Source organism: Hydrogenophaga sp. R2 (genome assembly GCF_049843595.1).
Classification (GTDB): Bacteria; Pseudomonadota; Gammaproteobacteria; order Burkholderiales; family Burkholderiaceae_C; genus Hydrogenophaga.
This window is the reverse complement of the sequence record NZ_JBBHZN010000002.1, coordinates 181,198-198,399: the sequence shown is the minus strand read 5'-3', so window position 1 is coordinate 198,399 and position 17,202 is coordinate 181,198. Positions and strand designations below refer to the sequence as shown.

The window sequence follows — 17,202 nt, the reverse complement described above, 5'->3', positions numbered from 1 at the left end:
AAACTTCAGTCCACCGATCTGGGGACGCCCATCAAAAAAGCCCCGTGGCTGGCGCCACAGGGCTTGTCAGATAAGTGAGCAGTCGCTGATCACTTGAGGCCGGCGGCGTCACGCAGGATCTGCGCCTTGTCGGTGCGTTCCCAGGTGAACTCGGGCTCCTCGCGGCCGAAGTGGCCGTAGGCAGCGGTCTTGCTGTAGATGGGACGCAGCAGGTCCAGCATCTGGATGATGCCCTTGGGACGCAGGTCGAAGTGGGCCTCGACCAGCTTGGCGATCTCGGCGTCGGGAATGACGCCGGTGCCTTCGGTGTAGACCGTGATGTTCATGGGCTTGGCCACGCCGATGGCGTAGGCCACCTGCACCTGGCACTGGCGCGCCAGGCCGGCGGCCACCACGTTCTTGGCCACGTAACGGGCGGCGTAGGCGGCCGAGCGGTCGACCTTGGACGGGTCCTTGCCCGAGAAGGCGCCACCGCCGTGCGGGCAGGCACCGCCGTAGGTGTCGACGATGATCTTGCGGCCGGTCAGACCGCAGTCGCCCTGCGGGCCGCCGATGACGAAGCGGCCGGTGGGGTTGACCAGGTAGCGGGTGTTCTGGATCCACTCCTTGGGCAGCACCGGCTTGATGATCTCCTCGATCACGGCTTCGTAAAAGCTGGCCTTGAGCTTGGTGGCGGTCTCGCTCTGGTCCGGGCTGTGCTGGGTCGACAGCACCACGGTGTCGATGCTGTGCGGCTTGCCATCCACGTAGCGCATGGTCACCTGGCTCTTGGCGTCCGGACGCAGGAAGGGCAGACGGCCGTCCTTGCGCAGCTGGGCCTGGCGCTCCACCAGCCGGTGGGCGTAGTAGATGGGGGCGGGCATCAGCTCGGGGGTCTCGTCGCAGGCGTAGCCGAACATCAGGCCCTGGTCGCCGGCGCCGGTGTTGAGGTGGTCGTCGGAGGCGTGGTCCACGCCCTGGGCGATGTCGTTGGACTGCTTGTCGTAGGCCACCAGCACCGCGCAGCCTTTGTAGTCGATGCCGTAGTCGGTGTTGTCGTAGCCGATGCGTTTGATGGTGTCGCGCGCCACCTGGATGTAGTCCACGTGGGCGTTGGTGGTGATCTCGCCGGCCAGCACCACCAGACCGGTGTTGGTCAGGGTCTCGGCCGCCACGCGCGAGCGCGGGTCCTGGGCAAAGATGGCATCGAGGATGGCGTCCGAGATCTGGTCGGCCACCTTGTCGGGGTGACCTTCAGAGACGGATTCGGAAGTGAAGAGGAAATCGTTCGCCATGTCTTTAAACTCCTGCGTTGGGTGGATCGGCGTTGCCGGTCCTGCAGAAGGCGGCGAACGCTTTAGCGGTATTTGTGAATCGCCCCGCAATCAGTTCATCAACTCGGCGATCTGCGCATTTTAAGCGCAAGCCGAAGTCCCGTTCCGGTTCCCTTGACCTTCCTCCTCACATCGCTGTTCCGCCTGGGGCGCCATTGGCCGCTGTGGTGCCTGCACGGCCTGGGCAGCGCGCTGGGCTGGCTGAGCTTCGGGCTGTCGTCCCGCTACCGCCGTCGGCTCCTCGACCATGCGGCGCAGGCCGGTTACGGCCGCAACGTGGCGCTGGCCTCGGTCGGCCAGGCCGGCCGGCTGGTGGCCGAGCTGCCTCGGCTGTGGCTGGGCCGCCCGGTGCCGGTGCTCTGGGACGGCGAGCAGCACATCGAGGCCGCGCTGCAGGACGGCGCCGGCCTGCTGTTCCTCACGCCCCACCTGGGCTGCTTCGAGATCACGGCCCAGGCCTATGCGTTGCGCTTCGGCGCCCGTCGGCCCATGACCGTGCTGTTCCGCCCGCCGCGGCTGGAGGCCCTGCGTGATCTGGTGATGCAGGCGCGCCAGCGCCCGGGTCTGCAGACCGCCCCCGTTTCCCTGGCAGGTGTGCGCCAGCTCATGCGTGCACTCAAGGCCGGTGAAGCGGTGGGGCTGCTGCCCGATCAGGTGCCGCCCCAGGGTCAGGGCGTGTGGGCACCGTTCTTTGGTCGGCCGGCCTACACCATGACCCTGTCCACCCGCCTGGCCCAGGCCGGCAGCTGCCGTGTCCTGCTGAGCTGGGGCGAACGCCTGCCCCGGGGCCAGGGCTATGTGGTGCACGTGCGCCCCTTGACAGAGCCGCTGCCCGATGACGCCGAGGCCGCTGCCGCCGTGGTGAACCGGGCCATGGAATCGCTGGTGCGAGAATCGCCCGCCCAGTACCTGTGGTCCTACGACCGCTACAAGAACCCGCGCTGATGTCCGACGAGCCCACCGTTTCCGCCCATCAGAAACCGCCCGGTGGCGTGGCCAACTGGCTCGGCCTGGCCTTCATGCGACTGCTGGCGCGGCTTCCGCTGCGCTGGACACGCGCCCTGGGCTGGTTGCTGGGGTGCGTGCTGCACGCGGTGGCGGCACGCCGCCGCACGATTGCGCGCACGAACTGGTCCTTGTGTTTTCCCGATCAATCCGCCGCGCAGCGCGATGCATCGGTACGGCGCCACTTCGTGCTGTTCGCCCAGGCCTGGCTGGACCGCAGCTGGCTGTGGGAGGCCTCCCCTGACGTGGTGCGGCGCCGCCTGGTGCTCAAGGGCGATCTGGATGCCCTGGCGGGCGACCGGCCCACGGTGATGTTTGCCCCCCACTTTGTGGGCATGGACGCCGGCTGGACGGCGGTCACCGCCCACCTGTCGCGCCGCTTCTGCGGTATTTACGCCGAACAGCTCAACCCCGATGTGGACCGCTGGATGGCCCAGGGCCGGCAGCGTTTCGGCGACCCGCACATCGTGGCCATGCGCCAGGGACTCAAGCCGCTGGTGAGCGCCCTGCGCGACGGCCTGCCGCTCTACCTGCTGCCCGACATGGACTACGGCACCCGCGACTCGGTGTTCGTGCCCTTCTTCGGCATTCCCACCGCCACGCTCACCTCGCTCTCGCGCTTTGCCCGGCTCTCCCGGGCGCAGGTGGTGCCGGTGGTCAGCCGTCTCACGCCGGATGGTTACGAGGTGGTGGTGCACCCGGCCTGGGAGGCTTACCCCACGGCCGACGTGGAGGCCGACACCGCGCTCATGAACCAGCGCCTGGAAGGCTTCATCGCCGCCATGCCGGAGCAGTACTACTGGGTGCACAAGCGCTTCAAGTCGCGCCCGCCCGGCGAACCCTCGCTGTACGACGGGGTGCGCTGAACAGGTCAGGCGCTCAGGCGCTCGGCGATCAGGCGGATCACCTCGGCCGGCTGCTCGTGCACGATCCAGTGGGTGGCGCCGGGCACCTTCACCACGTCCAGTTCGGGCACCCAGGTGTCCAGCCCGTCCAGCAGCGCGGGCGGCAGGGCGGTGTCCCCCAGACCCCAGATCACCCGCGTGGGCACCCGCACCATCACCTTGTCCGGCGGCAGCTGCACGGCTGCCGCTGCCGGGTCGTGCGGGGTGGGCGGGCGCAGCGGTGAAGCGCCGTAGTAGTGGCAGGGGCCGTGCAGGCCCTGGCGCCAGACCTCGCGGTACTGCTCGCGCACGGCATCGGTGAGCCAGGCCTGGGGGCCGCTGTCGGCGGCCATGTTGGTGAAGAAGGGCCAGAGGCGGGCGAAGTCGTTCTCGGCCAGCAGGCGCGGTGCATCCGGCCGGGCCAGGAAGTTCATGTAGGCACTGGCGGCCTGCTGAGCCGGGTTGTGGGCCAGCTCGCGCTGGAACGGACCCGGGTGCGGCGCGTTCAGGATGACCAGCTGTTCCATGATGCCCGGGTGCAGCGCGGCCACCGTCCAGGCCACCGCACCGCCCCAGTCATGGGCGATCAGCGCACCCAGTCGGCCCGGCGTGGGGCTGCCGGCGGTGACGATGGCGCTCAGCGCCACGATGTCCTGCACCAGGTGCTTCGCCTTGTAGGCGTTCACGTCGTCGGGCGCGCTGGACCGCTCGAAGCCCCGCAGGTTGGGCGCCACGCAGTACCAGCCGCCATGTTCGGGTTGCGAAAAATGGGCCAGCAGGTCGTCCCACACGAACGCGGCTTCAGGAAAGCCGTGCAGGAACATGAGCACCGGACGCCCGGGCGTGCCGGCCGTGCGGCAGTTCAGGGTGATGCCGTGCGGCAGGGCGATGGGCTGTGTCTGGATCATGGCGGGCTTTCCCGAAAGCATGGACCCGCCGGCGCGCTCAGGGGGCGTGCCTCACTCGTCGAGTGCGGGCGGTTCGTCGTCGGCCGGGTCGGCAGGAGCGGGACTGACCGGTGCGGTGCGGGGCTCGTGGGTCCATTGCCACAGCAGCTGCGCCACCTCGTCCAGCCCCTGCTTTTTCAGGGCCGAGAACAGTCTGGCCTCGCCACCGCCGGATTGCAGTCGCGCGATCGACAGCGCCTTGTTGGCCTCGGCCCGGGTGAGCTTGTCGGCCTTGGTCAGCAGCACCAGGAACTTCAGGCCTTCCTGCACGCGGGGGCGGATGACTTCCAGCAGGGTTTCGTCCAGCTCGGTCAGGCCCAGGCGCGGGTCGATCAGCAGGACCACGCCCACCAGGTTGGGCCGGGTGATGAGGTAATTGCCCATGACCCGCTGCCAGCGCAGCTTGGCCTCGCGCGGCACGGCGGCGTAGCCGTATCCGGGCAGGTCGGCCAGCACCGCGTCCGTGGTGCCCTGCTTGCCCAGCGAGAACAGGTTGATGCTCTGGGTGCGGCCGGGGGTCTTGGAGGCAAAGGCCAGCCGCTTCTGCTGGGTCAGCGTGTTGATGCAGGTGGACTTGCCGGCGTTGGACCGGCCGACGAAGGCCACTTCGGGCACATCGAGCGCCGGCAGGTGTTCCAGTTGCGGCGCGGTGGTGAGGAATCGGGCGGTGTGCAACCAACCGTGCGTGATCCGGGGATCGGGCTTGGCGTCTGGTGGAGTAGGGTATTGGGTCATTAGGGGGATCCCGGTGGGGCATTGTAAAATCGATGGGCTTTGCCGGGGCGACCCGGCTCACCCCTTCAACCGAAACCGTCGCATCGACGCCCGTCCCGTCATGAAATTGCCCGTTTCCCTTCTTTGCGCCGCTGCTGCTGCAGTGCTGTCCTTCAGCGCCCAGGCGCAGTCCGCCAAGCCCGATCTGGTCAAGGGTGCTGCAACCTACGGCAACGTCTGCGTGGCCTGCCACGCCGCCGACGGCAACTCGACCACCCCCGCCAACCCCAAGCTGGCCGGTCAGCACCCCGAGTACCTGATCAAGCAGCTGCAGGAATACAAGTCGGGCAAGCGCGCCAACGCCATCATGCAGGGCATGGCCGCCACCCTGTCGGACGACGACATGCGCAACGTGGCCTACTGGCTGGCCAGCCAGAAACCCAAGGACGGCGCCTCCACCGACAAGGACCTGGTCAAGCTGGGTGAACGCATCTACCGCGGCGGCATTGCCGACCGCCAGATTGCCGCCTGCGCCGGCTGCCACAGCCCCAACGGCGCCGGCATCCCTTCGCAATACCCGCGCCTGTCCGGCCAGCACGCCGAGTACACCGAGACCCAGCTGCGCCATTTCCGTGACGGCACCCGCGGCAACAACGTGCAGATGAAGGGCGTGGCCGCCAAGATGAACGACCGCGAGATCAAGGCGGTTTCCGACTACATTGCCGGTCTGCGCTGAGCGGGCCTTCGGGGCCTGGGGTCATATAAGTCGTCGGTAATGTATTGACGGACAATGGCGCAGGTCGGGCGTCGGGCTGAGCGAAAAATGCCCGCCGCGCATTGAACTGCCAGACCCGCAACACGTCATAGCAGGGCGCCATCCGGACCACACGGATGCGCCCTTTTTTCTTGCACCGTCCTCCGTCCCATGAGCGTTTCCACCGAAGGTCTCCAGCTGCGCACCGGCTCCCGGTGGGTCAGCGACATGGTCGAGCTGCTGTCCTCGATGCGGTTCGCCATTTCCCTGCTGACGGTGATCTGCATCGCCTCGGTCATCGGCACGGTGGTCAAGCAGCACGAGCCCTTCAACAACTACGTCAACCAGTTCGGGCCGTTCTGGGCCGAGGTGTTTGCCAGCGCCCACCTGTTTTCGGTGTACAGCGCGTGGTGGTTCCTGCTGATCCTGGCCTTTCTGGTGATCAGCACCAGCCTGTGCATTGCCCGCAACACGCCCAAGATCCTGGTCGACCTGAGGTCGCACAAGGAGAACATCCGCGAACAGAGCCTCAAGGCTTTCCCGCACAAGGCCGAGGCCACCCTGGCCGAAGCGCCTGAGGCGGCGGCCCGCCGCATCGGCCAGACCCTGGTGGGTTCGGGCTGGAAGGTGAAGCTGCAGTCCCGTGAAACCCCGCAGGGCACCGGCTGGATGGTGGCGGCCAAGGCGGGTGCGGCCAACAAGCTGGGCTACATCGCGGCGCACAGCGCGATCGTGCTGGTCTGCATCGGTGGCCTGCTCGACGGGGACCTCATGGTCCGCGCCCAGACCTGGTTCAACGGCAAGCAACCGTTCCAGGGGGGAGGCCTGATCGCCGACGTGCCCGAACAGCATCGGCTGTCTTCCAGCAACCCCACCTTCCGGGGCAATCTGCTGGTGACCGAGGGCACTGCGTCGAGCACCGCCATCCTGGCCCAGCCGCAAGGCGTGCTGCTGCAGGAGCTGCCCTTCTCGGTGGAGCTCAAGAAGTTCATCGTCGAGTACTACGACACCGGCATGCCCCGCCTGTTTGCCAGCGAGATCGTGATCCACGACAAGGAAACCGGCGAGAAGAAGGAAGCCCGCGTGGAGGTCAACCACCCGGCCAACCACCGCGGCATCAACATCTACCAGTCCAGCTTCGACGACGGCGGCTCGCGCGTGAAGTTGCAGGCCATGCCCCTGACCCGGCCCACCCGCCCCTTCGAGGTGGAGGGCACCATCGGCAGCTCCACGGCGCTCAGCAACGGCGACCAGCAGCTCACGCTGGAGTACACCGCGTTGCGGGTCATCAACGTCGAGAACTTTGCCAACGCCAGCACCACGGGCGGCAGCGAAACCGATGTGCGCAAGGTCGACCTGCGCCATTCCATCGAAAGCCGTCTGGGCGCCGGCAACAAGACGGTGACCGAGAAACACCTGCGCAACGTCGGCCCGAGCATCACCTACAAGCTGCGCGATGCGGCGGGTCAGGCGGTGGAGTACCACAACTACATGCTGCCGGTGGAGCTGGATGGCCAGCGCGTCTTCCTGCTCGGCCTGCGCGAAACCCCTCAGGAGCCGTTCCGTTACCTGCGCGTGCCGGCCGATGGCGACGACAGCATGGACGGCTTCGTGCGCCTGCGCAGCGCGCTCGACGATCCACAGATGCGGCGCGCAGCGGTGCGCCGTTACGCCGAATCGTCGGTGGAGCCAGGGCGTCCCGATCTGGCCGAGGCCCTGGCGGCATCCGCCACCCGGGCGCTGGACCTGTTTGCCGGTGCCGAGCCGGTGCCGGCCACCGACAGCCGTCCCGCGGTGGTGGGCGGTCTGCAGGCCATCTCGGCCTTCCTGGAGGCCAACGTGCCCGACAACGACCGTGAGCGTGCCAGCGACGTGCTGGTCCGCATCCTCAACGGCACGCTGTTCGAGCTCTACCAGATGAGCCGCGAGAAAGCCGGTCTGCCGCGGTCCGAGCAGGACGAGACGACCCGCCGCTTCATGACCCAGGCCGTCATCAGCCTGAGCGACACCTTCTTCTACCCGGCCCCCATGACCTTCCAGCTGAAGGATTTCACCCATGTGCAGGCCAGCGTGTTCCAGGTGGCCCGGGCGCCGGGTCAGAACATCGTTTACCTGGGTTGCCTGTTGCTCATCATCGGCATCTTCGCCATGCTGTACGTGCGTGACCGGCGCATCTGGGTGTGGCTCAGCCCTGCCGGCGAGAACCAGTCCCAGGCCCGCATGGCCCTGTCGTCCAACCGCAAGACCATGGACGGCGACCGCGAATTCGACCAACTTCAGTCCCAGTTGCTCAAGGTGACCCCATGAATACCGCCACCCAGACCATCGAGCTCAAGAAAGACGGCACCGCCCAGGGCGTGCAGCCCGGCTACTTTGCCCGGCGTGACCTGTGGGACTGGCTCTTTGCCGCCCTCATGGTGGCCGGCGCGGCCTGGGCCTTTGCCCAGTACCACACCGCCATGAACATCTACGAGCAGTGGATCCTGGCCGGCACGGTGCCGTCGGTGATCTGGCTGGGCTGGTTCTGGCGTCCGGTGCGGGCGCTGACCGTGACGGTGGGCTTCTTCTCGCTGCTGGCCATCTGGCTGTACCAGACACCCGAAGGCGCCAACCTGGCCCGGGCCGATCAGGTGTTCATGCTGAAGTACTTCATCTCCAGCCAGTCGGCCATCCTGTGGATGAGCCTGCTGTTCTTCATGAGCACGGCCTTCTACTGGATCGGCCTGTTCACCCGGGCCGGCAGCACCTTCGAAGTGCTCGGCTCGCGACTGGCCTGGGCGGCCGTCACGCTCGCGCTCATCGGCACCATGGTGCGCTGGTACGAGAGCCACCAGATCGGCCCCGGCATCGGACACATCCCGGTGAGCAACCTCTACGAAGTGTTCGTGCTGTTCTGCTGGATGACGGCGGCCTTCTACCTGTACTACGAAGACCAGTACCAGACCCGCAGCATGGGCGCGTTCTCCATGCTCATCGTCAGTGCGGCTGTCGGCTTCCTGCTCTGGTACACCGTGGTGCGCGAAGCCCACGCCATCCAGCCGCTGGTGCCGGCCCTGCAGAGCTGGTGGATGAAGGTGCATGTGCCGGCCAACTTCATTGGCTACGGCACCTTCGCGATTGCCGCCATGCTGGCCTTTGCCTACCTGATCAAGCAGTCGGCCGGCGAGACCCGCTGGTACAAGCTGGCCCCCTTGTGGCTGCTGGGCGTGGTGCTGTGCTTCGAGCCCATCGTGTTCCGCCAGAGCGCGCAGGAGCAGGGCGGCAGCTACTGGTTCGTGTACTTCGGCATCTCGGCCCTGATCGTGGGTGCCATCCTGTTCGGCCGCCGCCGCATCGCCGAGCGCCTGCCCAGCTTCGAGGTGCTGGACGACGTGATGTACAAGGCCATCGCCGTGGGTTTTGCCTTCTTCACCATCGCCACCGTGCTGGGCGCCCTGTGGGCCGCTGAAGCCTGGGGCGGCTACTGGAGCTGGGACCCCAAGGAAACCTGGGCCCTGATCGTGTGGCTGAACTACGCCGCCTGGCTGCACATGCGCCTCATGAAAGGCCTGCGCGGCACCGTGGCGGCCTGGTGGGCCTTGGTGGGCCTGGCCATCACCACCTTTGCGTTCCTGGGCGTCAACATGTTCCTCTCCGGCCTGCACAGCTACGGGGAACTCTGACCCGGTCCGACCCGCTGGTCGGAACTTTGCAAGAATCGCTGCGGTCCCACGACCCACACGAACAGCGGCGGCGGCATCCTCCGTCCCCGCTGTTTTCATTGGAGGTTCGCAGCATGATCATCCGCACCGGCCAGGACGGCTACCAGCACCCGATCTCCAGCGAGATCACCCCCCAGAGCGTCTACCAGAACCGCCGCCAGTGGCTGATGGCGGCCGCGGCCACCGGCGCCGGTCTGGGCTGGGCCGGCCGCGAGGCCTTTGCCCAGGGCAGCACCGAGCGCCCGGGCCGCCTGGCTCCGCTGGCGTCCAGCCCGAGCAAGGTGGCCGGTGCCCAGGCGCTGGACAAGCCCACGGCCTACAAGGACGCCAGCACCTACAACAATTTCTACGAGTTCGGCACCGACAAGTCCGACCCGGTCGCGCGTGCCGGATCGCTCAGGACGCGCCCCTGGACGGTGCAGGTGGAGGGGCTGGTGAACAAGCCCGGCACCTATGACATCGAGACCCTGCTCAAGCTGGCGCCCCTGGAAGAGCGCATCTACCGCATGCGCTGCGTCGAGGGCTGGTCGATGGTGATCCCCTGGGTGGGCTATTCGCTGGCCGAGCTGATCCGCCGGGTCGAGCCGCAGGGCAGCGCGAAGTTCGTCGAGTTCCACACCCTGGCCGACAAGGCCCAGATGCCGGGGCTGCGCAGCCCGGTGCTGCTGTGGCCCTACGTCGAGGGTCTTCGCATGGACGAAGCCATGCACCCCTTGTCGATGCTGGTCTTCGGCATGTACGGCGAGGTGCTGCCCAACCAGAACGGTGCACCGCTGCGCCTGATGGTGCCGTGGAAGTACGGCTTCAAGAGCGGCAAGTCGATCGTGAAGATCCGCTTCACCGAGAAGCAGCCCGACACCGCCTGGAACATCGCCGCGCCGCAGGAGTACGGCTTCTATTCGAACGTGAACCCTCAGGTCGCCCATCCGCGCTGGAGCCAGGCCACCGAGCGCCGCATCGGCGACGAGGGCGGTCTGTTCGCCAAGCGCCGCCAGACCCAGATGTTCAACGGCTACGAGGCCCAGGTGGGCCAGCTGTACGCCGGCATGGACCTGCGCAAGTTCTACTGAGCCCGTAGCCCATGGTCACGGCCAACCCGACCCTGCACCGGCCGCAGCCCAGCCTGCCGAACCGCCTGCTGCTCCACCCGGTGGCCAAGCCCTTGCTGGGGCTGCTGTGCCTGCTGCCGGTGGCCTGGCTGTTCTGGGCGGCGTGGCACGACCAGCTGGGTGCCAACCCGGCCGAGGCCCTGATCCGCTCATTGGGCGACTGGACGCTGCGCTTCCTGGTGCTGGTGCTGCTGGTCACGCCACTGCGCACCTGGGCCGGCTGGCCGGCGCTGGCCCGCATGCGCCGCATGTTCGGTCTGTTCGTGTTCTTCTATGCCAGCCTGCACCTGCTGGCCTACAGCTGGTTCGACATGGGCCTGGATCTGGCCGAGATCGTGCACGACACCGGGCAGCGTCGCTTCATCCTGGTGGGCATGCTGGCGTGGCTGCTGCTGCTGGCGCTGGCCGCCACCTCGTTCAACCGTGCCATCCGGTGGCTGGGCGCGGCGCGCTGGCAGCGCCTGCACCGCGCGGTGTATGCGGTGGCGGTGCTGGCCATCCTGCACTTCTTCTGGATGCGCGCCGGCAAGAACAACTTTGCCGAGGTCTGGGTGTATGCCGCCATCCTGGGCGGCCTGCTGGGCTGGCGTCTGTGGCGCCGGGTCGAGCGACTGAGGCCTCAGTCCAGCGGGACTTCGGCCCGCAGCTGATCGGCCACCGTCTCGCGCTGGCGGATCACCCGCACTTCGGTGCCGTCCACCAGCAACTCCTCCGCACGGCCCCGGGTGTTGTAGTTGCTGGCCATGCTCATGCAGTAGGCGCCAGCCGACAGCACGGCCAGCAGGTCGCCGGACTGCACATTCAGCGTCCGGTCGCGGCCGATCCAGTCGCCGCTCTCGCACACCGGCCCCACCACGTCCCAGGTCAGGGCATCGCCGGCGCGCGGCGCCACCGGTTCGATGCGGTGGAACGCCTGGTACATGGCCGGCCGGGGCAGGTCGTTCATGGCCGCGTCCACGATCAGGAAGTTCTTCTGCTCGCCCGGCTTGAGGTAGAGCACCTCGGTCAGGCACACACCGGCATTGCCCACCAGCGAACGACCCGGCTCGATCATGATGCGGCGCTGGCCGAAGCCGCGCGCATCGAGCCGGGCCAGCAACTGCGCCCACAGGTCGTCGGCTGCCGGCGGCGTGTCGCCGTTGTAGTCGATGCCCAGGCCGCCACCGAAATCGATGTGCGGGATGGGCACGCCGGCGGCCTCGATGGCGGTGACCAGATCCAGCACCCGGTCCATGGCGTCCAGGTAAGGCCCCGACTGCGTGATCTGCGAGCCGATGTGGCAGTCGATGCCCACCACCTGCAGTCCTGCACAGCCGGCGGCGTGGCGGTAGGTGGCGATGACCTCTTCGTGCGCGATGCCGAACTTGTTGCCCTTCAGCCCGGTGGAGATGTAGGGATGGGTCTTGGCATCCACATTGGGATTGACGCGGATGCTCACCGGCGCCTTGCGGCCCATGCTGCGGGCCACCTCGTCCAGCACGTCGAGTTCAGCCCGGCTCTCCACGTTGAAGCAGCCCACGCCCACCTCGATGGCGCGGCGCATTTCCGCCCGGGTCTTGCCCACGCCCGAAAACACGATCCGGTCCGGCTGCACGCCGGCGGCCAGGGCTCGCTCCAGTTCGCCGCCGGACACGATGTCCAGACCGCAGCCAGCCCGCACCAGGGTCTGCAGGATGGCCAGCGAGGAGTTGGCCTTCATGGCGTAACAGATCAGGTGATCGCGTCCGGCCAGACCCCGCTGGTAAGCAGCCAGTGCGGCCAGCATGGCCGCGCGGCTGTAGACGAACAAGGGGGTGCCGTGCTCGCGGGCCAGCCGCGACAGGGGCACGCCCTCCATGTGCAGTTCACCGTTCTGGTGCGTCAGGAAGGCGGGCAGCTGGGACATTCTGGGCGGGGGCGGAAGAGGGAGGGGAGGCTGCGGCAGGTGCTGCAGACGAAGGCTGGGGCGGCAGGAACAGCGGGCCTTTCTGGCCGCAGCCCCACAGGCCGACGCAGGCCATGAGCGACAGAACCCCGAGGCGGGCTGGGCCATGGCAGCGGCCTAGAATGCGTTGGTACCCGAACATCCGCGCATTGTAATGACCGACACCGAATACCTGGACCGCGCCGAAGCCTTGCTCAAGGCCGTCGAACTGGCCTGCGACCGCCTCAACGACGACACCGATGCCGACATCGACAACCAGCGCGTGGGCGGCATGATCACCCTGACCTTCCGCAACCGCAGCCAGATCATCATCAACCTTCAGAAGCCGCTGCACGAGGTGTGGCTGGCGGCCAAGGCCGGCGGCTTTCACTACCGCCACGACGGCTCGGCCTGGATGGACACCAAGGGCGCCGGCGAGTTCTTCGCCAACCTGACCCGGCACGCCAGCGAGCAGGCGGGTCAGGCGCTGGACTTCAGTTCCTGAACAGGTCGAGGATCGAGCGCCGATCCTCCGGGGCGGGTGCCCGAGGGGCATCACCCGGCGTGACCTCGGTGCCGGTCTGGCCCGGCATAGGGTCCTGCATGCCGAGCGACTGCACGCCCTTGCCCGGACCGTATTCCTCGTAGTACCACTCGCCGCCCACATTCACCACGCCCGGCGGCGGGTCGTACAGAGCCACTGGCACATCCTTGAGTGCCGTCTGCATGTACTGGATCCAGATCGGCAGGCTCAGGCCGCCACCGGTTTCGCGGCTGCCCAGGTTGCGTGGCGTGTCGTAGCCCACCCAGGCGGCTGCCACCATGGTGGGCTGGTAGCCCACGAACCAGGCGTCCACCGCATCGTTGGTGGTACCGGTCTTGCCGAACAGGTCGGGCCGCTTGAGCGTGGCCTGGGCGCGCGCGGCGGTGCCGGAGCGGGTGATTTCCTGCAGCAGGCTGTTCATGACGAAGGCGTTGCGCGCATCGATGACGCGCGGAGCGCTGTCCAGCGTGGTCTGGGGAGCCTCGAACAGCACATGGCCCCGGTAGTCCGACACCTTGGTGATCAGCGTCGGCGTGATGCGGTAGCCGCCGTTGGCGAACACGGCGTAGCCGGTGGCCATCTGCATCGGCGTGACCGAGCCGGCGCCCAGGGCCATGGTCAGGTAGGGCGGATGACGGGCCGCCTCGAAACCGAAACGGGACACCCATTCCTGCGCGCTCTGAGTGCCCACCAGCTGCAGCACGCGGATGGACACCATGTTCTTGGATTTGGCGAGTGCCCGGCGCACCGACATGGGGCCGTCGAACTGGCCGTCGTAGTTCTTGGGTTCCCAGGGCTTTCCGCCGGTCTGCTCGGCGCTGTAGAACAGGGGCGCATCGTTCACCACCGTCATCGGCGTGAGGCCCTTCTCGAGCGCTGCCGAGTAGATGAAGGGCTTGAAGCTGGATCCCGGCTGCCGCCAGGCCTGCGTCACATGGTTGAACTTGCTTTTCTGGAAGTCGAATCCGCCCACCAGCGCGTGGATGCGCCCGTTGCGCGGATCCATGGCCACGAAGGCCGACTCCACCTCCGGCAGCTGGGTGATGCGCCAGTTCTTTTCGTCCACCTTCACCACGCGGATCACCGCGCCCGGACGGATGCGGATGTTGGGGCCGGCCTTGTCCGACAGCCCCGACTGGACCGGCTTGAGGCCTTCGCCCGTGATCTCGAAGGGTTCACCGTCCTGCCGGACCGCCACCACCTTGCGCGGGCTGGCCTCCAGCACCACGGCGGTCAGCAGGTCGCCGTTGTCCGGTCGGTCCGACAGGGCCTCGTCGATGGCAGCGTCCCGTTCGGCTGCGTCTGCCGGCAGGGTGATGAACAGTTCCGGGCCGCGGTAGAACTGGCGGCGCTCGTAATCGAGGATGCCGGCCCGGACCGCCTTGTAAGCAGCCTCCTGGGCCGCCGACCTGACCGTGGTGGTCACCACCAGGCCCCGCGTGTAGGCCTCCTCCCCGTACTGGTCGACCATGGCCTGGCGCACCATCTCGGCCACATAGTCGGCCGGGATGCCGACCGAGGTGGCCGGTGTGCGCAGCTTCAGCGGCTCGGCCCGTGCCTGCTCCGCCTGGGCCTCGGTGATGAAGCCGTTTTCCACCATGCGATCGATGATGTGCAGCTGTCGTGCCCGTGCCCGCTTGGGATTGCGGATCGGGTTGTAGGCCGACGGCGCCTGCGGCAAACCCGCCAGCATGGCGGCCTCGGCGATGCTGATGTCCTTGAGCGTCTTGCCGAAATAGGTCTGCGCTGCCGACTCGAATCCGTACGACCGTTGTCCCAGGAAGATCTGGTTCATGTAGATCTCGAGGATCTGCTCCTTGGTCAGCAGATGCTCCAGCTTGAAGGTCAGCAGCACTTCATAGATCTTGCGGGTGTAGCTTTTCTCGGCGGACAGGTAGACGTTTCGGGCCACCTGCATGGTGATGGTCGATGCTCCCTGGCTCTTGGCCTGGCGCAGGTTCGCCAGCGCCGCGCGCAACATGCCCCGGTAGTCGACGCCGCTGTGTTCGAAGAAACGTGCGTCCTCGATGGCCAGCACCGCGTTTTTCATGACGTCGGGAATGTCGTCGATGCGCATCAGGTTGCGGCGCTCCTCCCCGAACTCGCCGATGAGGCGGCCGTCCGCGCTGAGCACCCGCAAAGGCAGCTTGGGCCGGTAATCGGCCAGCCCGGTCACGTCGGGCAGATTGGGGTAAGCCACGGCGAGGGCGATGCCCACGGCAATCAGCACGCATGCAACACCCGCTGCCGCCAGTCCGGCCAGACCCACCACCAAGCGTCCGATCAGGGCGGCGGGGCGCGACGCTGCAGATACTCGTTTCGAAGGAGAACGGGTGGGGGTACTGTCGTCGGCGGGCATGAAGGCAATCGTGATGGCGGTTGGTCATTATAAAAACGCCCCCTTTTCGCCCACCCGACCTCCCGCCGGGAACTTGTGAGGGGATGTGAGGCGCCCTCCAGGCCCGGTCCGGGCGGCATGACACGGGATCTTGTCTCGTGTGATTTTGACAACGTTTCCATTTGTGGGCTGTGTCAAAAATCTTTGCCGCTCAAAGGGCTTGCTGCTAGCATTGAAGTGACTTCTTAAGTTTTGAATCAGCCTTGGCTTGACGTTTTGGGGGCCGCCTTGATCTCACTGGGATCGTTATTCAGCCGGGAACCGGCGCCCATGCTGGGCATAGACATCAGCACGTCCAGCGTCAAGCTGGTGGAACTGAGCCGAAACCGCTCAGGCGAGCTGGTGCTGGAGCGTTGCGCCATGGAGCCGCTGGAACGCGGCTGGATCGTGGACGGCAACATCGAGAAATTCGACGAGGTGGCCGACGCCCTGCGCCGTCTGGTCCGCAAAAGCGGCAGCAGGACCCGGCAGGTCGCACTCGCACTGCCGGCGTCCGCGGTGATCACCAAGAAGATCATCCTGCCCGGCGGGCTCTCCGACAAGGAGCTCGAGGCCCAGGTCGAATCAGAGGCCAACCAGTACATTCCCTTTTCCCTGGACGAAGTCAGTCTTGACTTCTGCGTGATCGGCCCGAGCGCCACGTCCGTGGGGGACATGGAGGTGCTGATCGCTGCTTCCCGCAAGGAAAAGGTGTCGGACCGGCAGGGTCTCGCCGAGGCGGCGGGTCTCAAGCCGGTGGTGATGGATGTGGAGTCCTACGCGTCGCGTCTGGCCGCCGGGCGGGTGATCGAATCGCTGCCCAACCAGGGCGCCGATGCGCTGGTGGCCCTGTTCGAACTGGGCTCGCTGACCACCAGCATGCAGGTGATACGCAACGACGAAGTGCTGTACGAACGCGATCAGGCGTTCGGTGGCGCGCAGCTCACCCAGCTCATCGTTCGTCAGTACGGCTTTTCGGCCGATGAAGCCGAAGCCAAGAAACGTTCGGGCGAACTGCCCGAGGACTACCGGCAGGCGGTGCTCGACCCGTTTGTCGATACCCTGGCCCAGGAGGTGAGCCGGGCGCTCCAGTTCTTCTTCACCAGCACGCCGTTCAACAAGGTGGACCACATCCTGCTGGCCGGCGGCAGCGCCGCCCTGGCGGGGCTGACCGAAGCGGTGACCCAGCAGACTTCCTTCAACTGCATGGTCATCAATCCGTTCGACACCATGGAGATGGGGTCGTCTGTTCAGGCGCGCAAGATCAGCCGCGAAGCGCCGGCCTACCTGACCTCGACCGGCCTGGCGCTGCGGAGGTTCCACCAATGATCCTGATCAACCTGCTGCCCCACCGGGAGGCAGCGCGCAAGCGACAGAAGGAGCTGTTCTTCACCCAGCTCGGCGGCTCGGCTCTGGCCGGGGTGCTGGTGTCTGCAGCGGTCTTCCTCTGGTACCAGGCCCGCATCGAAGAGCAGCAAGCCAGGAACGACTTCCTGGTGGCCGAGACTGCCAAGCTCGACGCAGAAATCAAGGACATTGCCTCGCTGCAGCAGCAGATCGCCTCGCTGCGTGCCCGTCAGACGGCGGTGGAGGACCTCCAGGCCGACCGCAACCTGCCGGTGCACATGCTCGAGGAGCTGGTCACCCAGCTCCCCGAAGGCGTCTACCTCAACACCATCCGGCAGGAAAACCTCAGCATCCTGATGACCGGCACGGCCCAGTCGCAGGAGCGCGTGTCGGAGCTTCTCCGGAATCTGTCTAACAACAGCCCCTGGCTGACCAAGCCCGAGCTGATCGAGATCGTTGCCGGGTCGGCTGCCTTGGCCGGTCGGGAACAGCGCCGGGTTTCCAATTTCACTGTTCGGGCCACGCTCAAGCGCCCCGCACCGGCAGTGCCGGCGGCGCCCGCCCCGGCGGCGACCACGCCGCCTGCCAAGGTCTGATCAGGGGT

General features: G+C 67.0%; 16 protein-coding genes. 10 read left to right on the top strand and 6 right to left on the bottom strand.

Annotated elements, in window-relative coordinates:
- Nucleotides 1–89: 89 nt before the first annotated feature.
- On the bottom strand, nt 90–1,274 hold the full coding sequence (gene metK / locus WD026_RS09440) for a methionine adenosyltransferase (protein WP_425723413.1): 1,185 nt from the start codon (nt 1,272–1,274) through the stop codon (nt 90–92).
- Nucleotides 1,275–1,427: 153 nt separating this feature from the next.
- On the opposite strand from metK, the gene WD026_RS09435 reads away from it, so the two are divergent.
- Both WD026_RS09435 and WD026_RS09430 read left to right on the top strand, forming a co-directional pair.
- Nucleotides 1,428–2,258 (top strand): lysophospholipid acyltransferase family protein, encoded by an 831-nt coding sequence (locus tag WD026_RS09435; RefSeq protein ID WP_425723412.1) that lies wholly within the window; start codon nt 1,428–1,430, stop codon nt 2,256–2,258.
- Nucleotides 2,258–3,184, top strand: coding sequence for a lipid A biosynthesis acyltransferase (locus tag WD026_RS09430; protein WP_425723411.1), 927 nt, complete (start codon nt 2,258–2,260; stop codon nt 3,182–3,184). Before WD026_RS09435 ends, WD026_RS09430 begins: the two co-directional genes overlap by 1 nt.
- 5 nt (nt 3,185–3,189) lie before the next feature.
- Here WD026_RS09430 and WD026_RS09425 read toward each other — a convergent pair whose 3' ends face one another.
- The gene (locus WD026_RS09425; RefSeq protein WP_425723410.1) at nt 3,190–4,110 is read right to left on the bottom strand and encodes an alpha/beta fold hydrolase; all 921 of its coding nucleotides are present in this window, start codon (nt 4,108–4,110) and stop codon (nt 3,190–3,192) included.
- Between the two features lie 51 nt (nt 4,111–4,161).
- Complete coding sequence (gene yihA, locus WD026_RS09420) at nt 4,162–4,884, bottom strand: ribosome biogenesis GTP-binding protein YihA/YsxC (protein ID WP_425723409.1); 723 nt, start codon at nt 4,882–4,884, stop codon at nt 4,162–4,164.
- A 100-nt stretch (nt 4,885–4,984) separates the two neighbouring features.
- Between yihA and WD026_RS09415 the strand changes: the two genes are divergently transcribed.
- From WD026_RS09415 to WD026_RS09395, 5 genes are all read left to right on the top strand, one after another.
- On the top strand, nt 4,985–5,599 hold the full coding sequence (locus tag WD026_RS09415; RefSeq protein ID WP_425723408.1) for a c-type cytochrome: 615 nt from the start codon (nt 4,985–4,987) through the stop codon (nt 5,597–5,599).
- Nucleotides 5,600–5,788: 189 nt separating this feature from the next.
- Nucleotides 5,789–7,924: a cytochrome c biogenesis protein ResB gene (locus WD026_RS09410; RefSeq protein WP_425723407.1), complete on the top strand. Its 2,136-nt coding sequence runs from the start codon at nt 5,789–5,791 to the stop codon at nt 7,922–7,924.
- Nucleotides 7,921–9,279, top strand: a complete 1,359-nt coding sequence (gene ccsB / locus WD026_RS09405; RefSeq protein ID WP_425723406.1) for a c-type cytochrome biogenesis protein CcsB — start codon at nt 7,921–7,923, stop codon at nt 9,277–9,279. The genes WD026_RS09410 and ccsB overlap by 4 nt, the downstream gene beginning before the upstream one ends.
- Before the next feature lie 113 nt (nt 9,280–9,392).
- On the top strand, nt 9,393–10,388 hold the full coding sequence (msrP, locus tag WD026_RS09400) for a protein-methionine-sulfoxide reductase catalytic subunit MsrP (RefSeq protein WP_425723405.1): 996 nt from the start codon (nt 9,393–9,395) through the stop codon (nt 10,386–10,388).
- Between the two features lie 11 nt (nt 10,389–10,399).
- The gene (locus tag WD026_RS09395) at nt 10,400–11,077 is read left to right on the top strand and encodes a sulfite oxidase heme-binding subunit YedZ (protein ID WP_425723404.1); all 678 of its coding nucleotides are present in this window, start codon (nt 10,400–10,402) and stop codon (nt 11,075–11,077) included.
- Here WD026_RS09395 and lysA read toward each other — a convergent pair.
- Together lysA and lptM are read right to left on the bottom strand one after the other, a co-directional pair.
- The gene (gene lysA / locus WD026_RS09390) at nt 11,047–12,312 is read right to left on the bottom strand and encodes a diaminopimelate decarboxylase (protein WP_425723403.1); all 1,266 of its coding nucleotides are present in this window, start codon (nt 12,310–12,312) and stop codon (nt 11,047–11,049) included. The genes WD026_RS09395 and lysA overlap by 31 nt on opposite strands.
- Complete coding sequence (gene lptM, locus WD026_RS09385) at nt 12,272–12,493, bottom strand: LPS translocon maturation chaperone LptM (protein ID WP_425723402.1); 222 nt, start codon at nt 12,491–12,493, stop codon at nt 12,272–12,274. The genes lysA and lptM overlap by 41 nt, the downstream gene beginning before the upstream one ends.
- Before the next feature lie 12 nt (nt 12,494–12,505).
- On the opposite strand from lptM, the gene cyaY reads away from it, so the two are divergent.
- The gene (cyaY, locus tag WD026_RS09380) at nt 12,506–12,835 is read left to right on the top strand and encodes an iron donor protein CyaY (RefSeq protein WP_425723401.1); all 330 of its coding nucleotides are present in this window, start codon (nt 12,506–12,508) and stop codon (nt 12,833–12,835) included.
- Here cyaY and WD026_RS09375 read toward each other — a convergent pair.
- On the bottom strand, nt 12,825–15,233 hold the full coding sequence (locus tag WD026_RS09375) for a penicillin-binding protein 1A (protein WP_425723400.1): 2,409 nt from the start codon (nt 15,231–15,233) through the stop codon (nt 12,825–12,827). The genes cyaY and WD026_RS09375 overlap by 11 nt on opposite strands.
- Nucleotides 15,234–15,500: 267 nt before the next feature.
- Here WD026_RS09375 and WD026_RS09370 point away from each other — a divergent pair, with 267 nt between their 5' ends.
- Together WD026_RS09370 and WD026_RS09365 are read left to right on the top strand one after the other, a co-directional pair.
- Complete coding sequence (locus tag WD026_RS09370) at nt 15,501–16,580, top strand: pilus assembly protein PilM (RefSeq protein ID WP_425723745.1); 1,080 nt, start codon at nt 15,501–15,503, stop codon at nt 16,578–16,580.
- On the top strand, nt 16,577–17,194 hold the full coding sequence (locus WD026_RS09365; protein WP_425723399.1) for a PilN domain-containing protein: 618 nt from the start codon (nt 16,577–16,579) through the stop codon (nt 17,192–17,194). The genes WD026_RS09370 and WD026_RS09365 overlap by 4 nt, the downstream gene beginning before the upstream one ends.
- Nucleotides 17,195–17,202: the final 8 nt, after the last annotated feature.

Excerpts from the sequence above, each read along its gene's own strand:
- metK (WP_425723413.1), bottom strand. The coding sequence starts at position 1,274 with ATGGCGAACGATTTCCTCTTCACTTCCGAATCCGTCTCTGAAGGTCAC.
- WD026_RS09430 (WP_425723411.1), top strand. The coding sequence starts at position 2,258 with ATGTCCGACGAGCCCACCGTTTCCGCCCATCAGAAACCGCCCGGTGGC.
- WD026_RS09425 (WP_425723410.1), bottom strand. The coding sequence starts at position 4,110 with ATGATCCAGACACAGCCCATCGCCCTGCCGCACGGCATCACCCTGAAC.
- yihA (WP_425723409.1), bottom strand. The coding sequence starts at position 4,884 with ATGACCCAATACCCTACTCCACCAGACGCCAAGCCCGATCCCCGGATC.
- WD026_RS09415 (WP_425723408.1), top strand. The coding sequence starts at position 4,985 with ATGAAATTGCCCGTTTCCCTTCTTTGCGCCGCTGCTGCTGCAGTGCTG.
- WD026_RS09410 (WP_425723407.1), top strand. The coding sequence starts at position 5,789 with ATGAGCGTTTCCACCGAAGGTCTCCAGCTGCGCACCGGCTCCCGGTGG.
- ccsB (WP_425723406.1), top strand. The coding sequence starts at position 7,921 with ATGAATACCGCCACCCAGACCATCGAGCTCAAGAAAGACGGCACCGCC.
- msrP (WP_425723405.1), top strand. The coding sequence starts at position 9,393 with ATGATCATCCGCACCGGCCAGGACGGCTACCAGCACCCGATCTCCAGC.
- WD026_RS09395 (WP_425723404.1), top strand. The coding sequence starts at position 10,400 with ATGGTCACGGCCAACCCGACCCTGCACCGGCCGCAGCCCAGCCTGCCG.
- lysA (WP_425723403.1), bottom strand. The coding sequence starts at position 12,312 with ATGTCCCAGCTGCCCGCCTTCCTGACGCACCAGAACGGTGAACTGCAC.
- lptM (WP_425723402.1), bottom strand. The coding sequence starts at position 12,493 with ATGTTCGGGTACCAACGCATTCTAGGCCGCTGCCATGGCCCAGCCCGC.
- cyaY (WP_425723401.1), top strand. The coding sequence starts at position 12,506 with ATGACCGACACCGAATACCTGGACCGCGCCGAAGCCTTGCTCAAGGCC.
- WD026_RS09375 (WP_425723400.1), bottom strand. The coding sequence starts at position 15,233 with ATGCCCGCCGACGACAGTACCCCCACCCGTTCTCCTTCGAAACGAGTA.
- WD026_RS09365 (WP_425723399.1), top strand. The coding sequence starts at position 16,577 with ATGATCCTGATCAACCTGCTGCCCCACCGGGAGGCAGCGCGCAAGCGA.